5 protein-coding genes and 1 pseudogene are annotated in these 4,397 nt (G+C 62.6%); 4 read left to right on the forward strand and 2 right to left on the reverse strand.

The annotated features are described in order from the left end of the window. The 4 genes from AHiyo1_RS02645 to AHiyo1_RS02660 form a co-directional block, all read left to right on the forward strand. Positions 1 to 331: electron transfer flavoprotein subunit alpha/FixB family protein (locus AHiyo1_RS02645; protein WP_148667424.1), on the forward strand; the 331-nt coding region annotated here is incomplete at its 5' end. A gap of 5 nt (positions 332 to 336) precedes the next feature. After that, a complete protein-coding gene (locus AHiyo1_RS02650) occupies positions 337 to 1,116 on the forward strand; it encodes a PIG-L deacetylase family protein (RefSeq protein WP_059387523.1) in 780 nt (259 codons plus the stop codon). A gap of 74 nt (positions 1,117 to 1,190) precedes the next feature. Continuing rightward, positions 1,191 to 1,736 (forward strand): gluconokinase, encoded by a 546-nt coding sequence (locus AHiyo1_RS02655; RefSeq protein ID WP_059387524.1) that lies wholly within the window; start codon positions 1,191 to 1,193, stop codon positions 1,734 to 1,736. Beyond that, positions 1,733 to 3,106 (forward strand): GntT/GntP/DsdX family permease, encoded by a 1,374-nt coding sequence (locus AHiyo1_RS02660; RefSeq protein WP_059387525.1) that lies wholly within the window; start codon positions 1,733 to 1,735, stop codon positions 3,104 to 3,106. The genes AHiyo1_RS02655 and AHiyo1_RS02660 overlap by 4 nt, the downstream gene beginning before the upstream one ends. 90 nt (positions 3,107 to 3,196) lie before the next feature. Here the strand turns inward: AHiyo1_RS02660 and AHiyo1_RS02665 are convergent, their stop codons facing one another. Together AHiyo1_RS02665 and AHiyo1_RS26085 are read right to left on the reverse strand one after the other, a co-directional pair. After that, on the reverse strand, positions 3,197 to 3,958 hold the full coding sequence (locus AHiyo1_RS02665) for a MerR family transcriptional regulator (RefSeq protein WP_059387526.1): 762 nt from the start codon (positions 3,956 to 3,958) through the stop codon (positions 3,197 to 3,199). 77 nt (positions 3,959 to 4,035) lie between these two features. Continuing rightward, positions 4,036 to 4,397, reverse strand: a pseudogene (locus AHiyo1_RS26085) (anti-sigma factor domain-containing protein); the annotation flags it as partial.

Consider the following 4,397-nt stretch of genomic DNA (forward strand, 5'->3'; position numbering starts at 1 on the left):
CGTCGACGGCGACTTCGGTCCCTTGGAAGAACTGGCCGACGCACTGGGCGGCGCGCTCGGGGCTTCCCGTGCCGCCACGGATGCGGGCTGGATCGGTCATGACTACCAGGTTGGCCAGACGGGCAAGACGGTGTCTCCGCAGCTCTACATCTCGGCGGGCATCTCCGGGGCGATCCAGCAAAAGGCCGGGATGCAGACCTCCAAGGTCATCGTCGCGATCAATAAGGATGCTGAGTCGCCGATCTTCGAGATCGCGGACTTCGGCATCATCGGTGACCTCTTCAAGGTTGTTCCACAGGCCACCGAAGAGATCAAAAAGCGGAAAGGCTGATCCCTTTGTCTTCTGACGCTACGTCAGCAAAGAGCCCGTTCAACGCCTCCACAGAGCGCGTTGAGCGGGTGCTTTGTTTTACCGCCCACCCGGACGACGTCGACTTTGGCGCGGCCGGAACCATCGCTGCCTGGACCGCTGCCGGCGTCGAGGTCAGCTATTGCGTCATGACAGACGGCGATGCCGGAGGTTTTGATCCTGCACACCGCGAAGAGATCGTCTCCATGCGCGCAGAGGAGCAGCGACAGGCCGCTGCCCTCGTCGGCGTGACGGACGTGCACTACCTCCATGAGCGCGATGGTTACCTGGAACCGACGCATGGGGTCATCAAGCAAGTGGTGAAACTCATCCGCGAGATCCGCCCGGACATCGTTCTTGCCATGCACCCGGAACGCAATTGGGACCGGATCCAGAAGAGCCACCCCGACCACCTCGCAGTGGGGGAGATCGTGACGCGGGCCGTGTACCCCGCGCTTGAGAATCCCTTCGCGTACCCGGAACTGGCCGAAGCGGGCCTCGAGGCCTTCAAATTGCCATGGCTGTGGCTCTTCGCCGGTCCCGAAACCCGTGAGAACTATTTCGTGGACGTCACCGACCACGTGGACGCGAAACTGGCTGCCATCCGGATCCACGCGAGCCAGCACCCCGATCTGGAAGGCATGGAACGGGCCGTGCGGGGCATGCTCCGGCACAATGCCTCGCGCGCCGGAATGCCCGGCGGGCGCAGCGCCGAAGCGTTCCATGTGGTGGAAGTCAACGGGTCCCAAACCATCGCCGGTTTCTGAAATTGCTGATGTGTAACCTGTGTCATATGCTTAGTCTCGTTTAAATCATATTTAATTGAGAGAGGCAGACTTTGATGGCGAAGACTGCACAACAACCGGTATTGGTGATCATGGGCGTCTCCGGTTCCGGTAAATCGACAGTGGCCGGCGTATTGGCCGGACGCCTGGGCTGGGACCTCGCCGAAGGCGACGACCTGCACCCGGAAGCGAACGTGGCAAAGATGCAGGCGGGGCACGCACTCAGTGATGAGGACCGTTGGCCGTGGCTGGACATCATTGCCGATTGGATCAAGGAGCGTACGGCAGCTGGAAAGCCGGGCATCATCACGTGCTCGGCCTTGAAGAAGCGCTACCGGGACGTCTTGCGCGGCGAGGGCGTTGTGTTCGTCTTCCTCCAGGGGAGCAAGGACAAGATTTCCGACAGGCTGGCTTCGCGCCACGGGCACTTCATGCCTGCTTCGCTGCTGGAATCCCAATTCGATGCGCTGGAAGCGCCCACCGAGGACGAGAACCACATCTCGCTGTGCGTCTCCGCTTCTCCTGCCGAAGAGGCAGACGAAATCATCGAACGGCTCGGCCTTGAGGCACAGCCGGCACACACAACCGGAGATGCAGCGTGAACTGGACCGGGCACGATACCCAACTCCTGGTGGTCGCGGCTATCGGCATCGCGCTGATCGTCCTGCTGATCGCGAAATTCAAGGTCCATCCGTTCTTGTCCCTCGTGCTAGGTTCGGCCTTCGTCGGCCTGGCATCGGGAGTCGGCCTCGATAAAGTGGTCAGCAACTTCGAAGACGGCGTGGGCGGCGTCCTTAAAGAGGTCGGCCTCCTGATTGCCCTCGGCGCCATGCTCGGCAAGCTCCTGGCGGACTCCGGCGGCGCAAACCGCGTGGTGGACACCTTGTTGGAGAAAGCCAGCGGCAACAAGGTGGTCTGGATGATCACTTTGGTTGCGGTCATCATCGGCCTCCCGATGTTCTTTGAGATCGGCCTCGTCCTGCTGCTTCCGGTGATCGTCCTGGTCACCCAGCGCTCGCAGATGAAGCTCATGCGCATTGCCATTCCGGCCCTCGCGGGTTTGTCCGTGTTGCACGGACTGGTCCCGCCGCACCCGGGCCCACTCATCGCCATCAGCGCGGTGAAGGCTGAACTGGGCACCACCCTGGCTCTTGGGCTCCTGGTGGCCGTTCCCACCGTGATCATTTGTGGACCGCTGTTTTCCCGCTTGGCCGCGCGCTGGGTTCCAGTTGATGCTCCTGCGGTGGCCGGCGGCGTCGACACCAAGCACGCCGTCGACCTCAGCGAAGTGAAGCGTCAGCCCAGCTTCCTGGTCACCCTGCTGACCATCATTTTCCCGGTGGTGCTCATGCTGTTGAAGGCCGTCGCAGACATCGTCTGGGCCGATCCCAAGACGGCACCCATGATCCGCACCGTCCTGGACTTCATTGGCCAGCCCCTCGTTGCGATGACCCTGGCCGTGCTCGCCGCCATGGTGACTTTCGGCTACGCGGTCGGTTTCACCGGTAGCAAGATCACCTCCAAGCTCAGCAGCAGCCTCGGACCGATCGCCGCGATCCTTCTGATCGTGGGCGCGGGCGGCGGTTTCAAGCAGACCCTCATCGGTGCCGGAGTCGGTGACGCAGTCAAGAAATGGGCCGAAGGCGCCAACATGTCCGTGCTGGTCCTGGGGTTCCTGGTGGCCGTGGCGCTTCGCCTGGCCACGGGCTCGGCGACAGTTGCCACTGTCACGGCTGCGGGCATCGTGGCTCCGTTGGCAAGCAGCCTGAGCCCGACCCACGCGGCACTCCTTGCCTTGGCCATCGGTGCCGGTTCGCTCTTCCTGTCCCACGTCAACGACGCCGGGTTCTGGCTCGTGAAGGAACTGTTCGGCCTGACGGTCGGGCAGACGTTCAAGACCTGGTCGGTGATGGAGACACTCATCTCGGTGGTCGGCTTCGGCTTCATCATGGTGCTCTCGCTGATCATTTAGCGGGGCTGCTTAGCAGCCGGTACGACGGCGGCCCGTCCACTGTTTTTCCAGTGGGGACGGGCCGCCGTCGCGCTTTTCGGCAAGAGTGCCTTAACTGAGCTTTTGCGCTGCGTAGACCTTGATGCCTTCGAGCAGGTAGGGCGCCAGGCCTACCCGGACCTTGTCGTAATTTGCAGTGAACCGGGGGTCGTCCACGTACATCTGTCCCAGGCCTACGTAGGATTCGGCGTTTGGCGTCCAACTCGCGCAGATCCACTTGTAATGCCGGCCGACGGCGGCCTGGACGTCCGGGTGGTCCGCCGGAAGGGCGGCGTCGAAGCAGTGGGCAAGATCCTGGTTCAGCGCCGCGTACTCTTCCATGAACGCCTGCTTTTGGGCTGTGGTCATCGCCGAGTGCCGGGCCTTGCTCTCGTCGACGGCACGATCGCCCCAGCGCTCGCGAGCCTCGGCCTCGTAGGGGTTGTTGTCGAAATCCTTGAAGATGTTCTCCGCGGTCATGGTTTCTCCTTGACGTAGTGCTGCGATAGTGGCGTCGACCGTCCGGGACATCCGGTCCAGTCGGTCGCGCTCGGCCAGCAGCCAATCCCTGTGCACGGCAAGTGCCTCCGCAGGGTCGGCCTGGCCATCCAGAACTTCGCCGATGGTCTCGAGCCCAAGGCCAAGTTCACGAAGCAGAAGGATCCGCTGCAGTCGCAGCAGCTCAGGCTGACCGTAATACCGGTAGCCGTTGGATCCTGTGTGGGCAGGCTCCAACAGCCCGAGGTGGCCATAGTGGCGCAAAGTCCGCGAGGAGACCTTGCTGGCCTTGGCCAGCTCGGAAATGGTCCAGGTACCTGCCTTGTCCTGCTTCATGTATCCAGCGTAGAAGTTGACGTAACGTCAAGGTCAAGCCCTGCCGCAAGAGCCAACGGCGGGCAGGGCCTCTCGCTCTAGGTGAGAGGTGCTGCAGCGACCGTGGGGAGGGTCGGTTTCTTGGAGCCACCCACGGGTTCAACCGTGATGCCGATGGACGCCGCGCTGGAAATGCCGGAGACAACCGCCGGATGGCTCAATGCCTGGGCATCCATAAGGCCCTGGGATACAGGGTCGGAGCCGTCCTTGGGAATGAGCACATCTGATAGACCTTGCCGGCCGGGGGAGCGGGAACGCCGTTCATGCGGACCACCACGGCGTTCTTCGAGCTGGAGATGGACACGGTGGCGGTACCGCCACCGTTGACGTCGACGGTGGCTTGACGGACATCGCCGGCCTGCAGCACTTGGTTCACAGGATCGTTCTGACCGGCTACGTA

Source organism: Arthrobacter sp. Hiyo1, from assembly GCF_001263615.2.
Lineage (GTDB): Bacteria > Actinomycetota > Actinomycetes > Actinomycetales > Micrococcaceae > Arthrobacter.